Annotated in this window: 4 protein-coding genes; 1 reads left to right on the top strand and 3 read right to left on the bottom strand. The window is 57.4% G+C overall.

Translation table 11 applies throughout. From position 1 onward, the window contains the following. Nucleotides 1–350 (bottom strand): PTS transporter subunit EIIC (locus tag ENTHG_RS06645; protein WP_044176938.1); only part of this gene is annotated, 350 nt, incomplete at its 3' end. A 153-nt stretch (nucleotides 351–503) separates the two neighbouring features. Between ENTHG_RS06645 and malI the strand changes: the two genes are divergently transcribed. Further along, nucleotides 504–1,532 (top strand): Mal regulon transcriptional regulator MalI, encoded by a 1,029-nt coding sequence (malI, locus tag ENTHG_RS06640; RefSeq protein ID WP_044176932.1) that lies wholly within the window; start codon nucleotides 504–506, stop codon nucleotides 1,530–1,532. A 28-nt stretch (nucleotides 1,533–1,560) separates the two neighbouring features. Here the strand turns inward: malI and ENTHG_RS06635 are convergent, their stop codons facing one another. Then, nucleotides 1,561–3,117, bottom strand: a complete 1,557-nt coding sequence (locus ENTHG_RS06635) for a YdgA family protein (protein WP_044176923.1) — start codon at nucleotides 3,115–3,117, stop codon at nucleotides 1,561–1,563. A 99-nt stretch (nucleotides 3,118–3,216) separates the two neighbouring features. Beyond that, nucleotides 3,217–4,354, bottom strand: a 1,138-nt coding sequence (gene manA, locus ENTHG_RS06630) for a mannose-6-phosphate isomerase (RefSeq protein WP_044176912.1), incomplete at its 5' end; no start/stop codon positions are given.

The raw sequence follows: 4,354 nt of genomic DNA, 5'->3' as shown, positions 1-4,354 counted from the left end.
GTCAGCCAGAAATTGACGGCAAGGTTCATCACCGCATAGCCGACAAAGCCCGCAAAAGCGGCAACGCCTTTATTTTCCCGCGCCAGCCCTAGCGGAATAGCAATACAGAACATCACCGGCAAAAAGCTGAAGGCGAAGGAACCGACTTTGCCCATCCAGATAAAGATGGCCTGCAATAGCGGGTTGCCCAGCGCCGGGAGCAGGGTGATGACGCTGTGGCTACTGAGCGAACTGCCGATGCCAAGCATAATCCCGCAAAAGGAGAGCAGGGCGACAGGCAACATAAAGGTTTTTCCCAACTGCTGAAAAAATTCCCACAGGGAAATTTTCTGCTTTCTTTTCTCCGACATGCGGACTCCTGGTTTTCTGATAAGGATCAATGCAGCGAGAAGATAAAACGTTTTATCAAATTTTAGCGCGAGATAAATCACATAATTAAAGTAACCTATGGTTTATACATAGCAATATTGATAAATCGTTTTATCTACTTCGAAATCCTTTCTATGACAATGGCAAAAAAAATCACGATTAACGATGTCGCGCTGGCGGCCGGTGTCTCTGTCACAACGGTATCGCTGGTGCTCAGCGGCAAAGGTCGTATCTCCGCCCAGACCGGGCAGCGCGTGCATAATGCAATTGAGGAGCTTGGCTTTGTGCGCAACCGCCAGGCTTCGGCGCTGCGCGGCGGACAAACGGGCGTGATTGGACTGATCGTGAGCGATCTTGCCCAGGCGTTTTATGCTGAGACCACTTCCGGCCTGACCGAAGCGCTGGAGAGTGAAGGGCGCATGGTTTTTTTACTGCAGGGCGGGCGCGGCGGCGAACATATGCTGGCGCGGCTGAACACGCTGATAACCCAGGGCGTGGACGGCATTATTATCGCCGGATCGCCCGGCGAGGCGGGGGCGGCGCTTCGTGCCCGCGCGCAGGAGGCGGGCATACCGCTTATTTTCGCCTCGCGGGCCAACTATCCCGACGATAACGATACGGTACGCCCCGACAATATGCTGGCGGCGCAGCGGGTGACGGAGCATCTTATCGCGCAGGGGCATCAGCGAATTGCATGGGTAGGCGGCGAAAGCTCTTCGCTTATCCGGGCTGAGCGTGTGGGGGGCTATTGCGCCACGCTGTTGAAGTATGGCCTGCCGTTTCATAGCGAATGGGTGGCGGAGTGCGGCGCAAGCCAGAAACAGGCGGCGGAGGCGGTGCAGTCTCTGCTCAGCCTGAACCCCACCATTGATGCCATTGTCTGCTATAACGGGCTGACGGCGATCGGCGCCTGGTTTGGGCTGCTGCGGGCTGGCCGTCAGACCGGCACCGGGCTGGATCGCTTTTTCGAACAGCAGGTGGCGCTGGCGGCGTTTGCGGAGGCCCGTGAGCAGGGGCAGTATGACATTCCGGTCACCTGGGCCACCATTTCCGGGCGGGAGATGGGATACCTGCTGGCAGAGCGGATTTTACAGCGCGTGGACGATCCTGAGCGCGTGCTGCATCACGCGGTTTTACCGCCGGGGCTGGTGGTTGCGCCATAAAAAAGCCCCTCCGAAGAGGGGCTGATAATTACTGCTGCGGAACTGCCGGTGCGGCTGGTGGCGTTGCCGGCTCGCCCGTGGGCGGTACGGCAGGCTGCCCCGGTACGCCTGGCAGCGCTGGCATGGCGAACATGCCGATGAACTCTTCCAGCGGCATCTTCTGACCGTTCAGCGTCACCTGGCCGTTAGCGTACTGCAGGCTGGTGGTGATGGTATTGTTGTCCATGGTGGTGATGCGGAACATCTGGCCCATGGCCGCTAACCCTTTCACCTGCTGCTGAGCCAGCTTCTCAGCCTGATCCCCCTGATAGCCCTCAAGTTTCGCCACCTGAGTCATAAATTCGGTCGCCATATCAACCGGAATAGTCAGTTTGCTGTCGAGAGATTTTACGCTGCGATCCAGCTGGTCAGCCACGCTCTGCGGCGCAGCGGTAGCGGTGGCCGGATCTTTCAGGAACAGGGAGAGGTTGAAGGCCGTCTCACCTTTGCCATTTTTCCAGCTCAGCGGCGCAATCGTCACCACCGGCTCGCCTTTCAGCAGCAGCGGGAAGGCGCCGATAAACGCCTCCGTCACTTTCTGCTGATACAGCTGCGGATCTTTCACCACCTCAGGCTGCGCCATCAGCGCCTGCACCTGGCCATTGTACTGCTGGCTGAACTGGCGCCAGGCTTTGGCATCAATCTGACCGATTTTCAGGGTCAGCTTGCCGCTACCCATGTCCTGGTTCTGCACTTTCAGGCTGTTGAGGGTGTAATCAATCTGGCTGTCGATGGTTTTTTTATCTTTACCCACGTCGGATTTCGCGTTCAGCTCCATGCCTTCCAGAACCGCCATCTCTTTGTTTTCGATGGAGACAGCCAGCTTATCCAGCGTGGTTTTCTGGTTGCCGATACGCTCATCAAAGCTGGTGAGCTCGGTTTTACCCTCAGACTTGAACTTGTTCATGCTGAGCTGAACTTTTTGACCGTACTCATTCACCGCGTCAACCAGCGCGCTCTCGATTTCACCGTTCACCGAAACCGTATTGCCGTCTTTGTCGGCATCGATACGGAAATCGCCGCCGCTGAACGCCACTTTCGCGTTCGGTTGTTCTGAATTGAGCGGGCGCAGGGTAAGATCGGTGCGGGTAGCGCCGTCATAGGCAATGCGCGTATCGGCAACGAAAGCAGACTCGCCTTTCGCAATGTCGAACAGCGGTTTGGTGACCTCATTGTTGGCAAGCGTGGTATGAACCGAAGCCATCGCCGGAAGCAGGTTGAAATGCTTAAGCTGCGCCAGCGGGAAAGGACCGTGATCGACCTTTTCGTTCAGCACAACCGTCTGGCCCGGCTTAAGCCATGCGTTCGGCTGGCCGTCAATGGGTTTGACCACCAGATCCAGCTGGCTACTGAACAGCCCGCGCTGATAATTCTGCGCCACCAGCTCCACGTTCGTTTCGGGGGCGGTGCGTTTCAGCTCGCTGTTAGCACGACTTACCATCTCGTCGAGGCGGCTTTCGAGTTGCTTCCCGGTATACCACGCGCCACCTGTCCAGATGACGCCCAGCGCAATGATCACTCCTGCAGCAACCAGCGTTTTCTTCATAGTTATTTATCCCTAAAATAAAACCAGGCGGTCCATCCCGCCTGGGTGTGTGAAAAGGCTCCGTAAAGCTTAGCAATCCTTATCAAAAAGTTCAGTAACTTAGTTGAGCTTATTATAAACCCGGGCCACCCGTCCGACGCCGCTGAGGGTAACGGGAGACTCATCGGCGCCGACAAAGGCAGACTCTCCAGGCTTAAGGGTGAGGCGCAAATCGCCTTTCGCCACCACCGCTTCGCCTTCGACGCAGAACAGAATCGCCGCGCTCTGCTGGGCCACTTGCGCACCCTGGGTAGAGAGGTCGTGCAGGGAGAAGGCGAAATCCTCAACCGGGATCGGGAAACTCAGTTCGTCGGCCTGCTTCACCGGCTGCGTTAACAGCGTATTCGCCGGTTTTGGCGTGAACTTGACGTTCGCCACCAGTTCCGGAATATCAATGTACTTCGGCGTCAGCCCGGCGCGCAGCACGTTATCCGAGTTGGCCATCACCTCCAGCGCCACGCCCTGTAGATAGGCATGCGGCGTCTCGGCGAACAGAAACATCGCTTCGCCGGGGTTAAGTTTCACCACATTGAGCAGCAGCGGCGAGAAGAGGCCGCTATCGTCAGGATAAAACTCAGCGATAAGGCGAATAGTTTGCCACGGTTCGCCCTGCTGGCTGTTGAGGGCCGCTTTCAACACCGCCAGCGCCCGTGACTTTTCTTCACCCTGCATATTGAGCAGGCTGGCGAAAAGCTCGCTGAGACGCTCTGCGCCCGGCGCTTCAAGGAAATGGGCAATCGCGTGGTGCGCCCCGGCTACCGGCTGCAGCAGCGAGACGATGTCGGCGAAAGGCCGAAAGGCGTTCATCGCCAGAAACGGCGTCAGGGCAAAGACCAGTTCGGGTTTGTGGTTAGGGTCTTTGTAGTTACGCTCGGCGGCGTCCAGCGGAATGCCCGCCGCGTTCTCCTTCGCAAACCCCGCTTCGGAAGCCTGCTTATTCGGATGCACCTGAATGGAAAGCGGCTGGTCGGCGCAAAGCACCTTGAATAGAAAAGGCAGTTCGCCGAAACGCGCGGCCACCGCTTCGCCCAGCAGGGCGGTTTTGTTCGTATCAATAACGTCACGCAGCGTCTGCACGTTTCCCTGCGCGTCCTGCACTTTTGAGCTGCTCTTCGGGTGCGCGCCCATCCACAGTTCCGCCATCGGCAGATTGTCAGGGTTGGCGATGCCGTAGAGTTCCGTTAACGCAGTTTTACTT

Origin of the sequence: Phytobacter massiliensis JC163, assembly GCF_000321045.1 — a bacterium.
GTDB classification, from domain to species: domain Bacteria; phylum Pseudomonadota; class Gammaproteobacteria; order Enterobacterales; family Enterobacteriaceae; genus Phytobacter_A; species Phytobacter_A massiliensis.
This window is presented reverse-complemented; position numbering and strand designations above follow the sequence as displayed.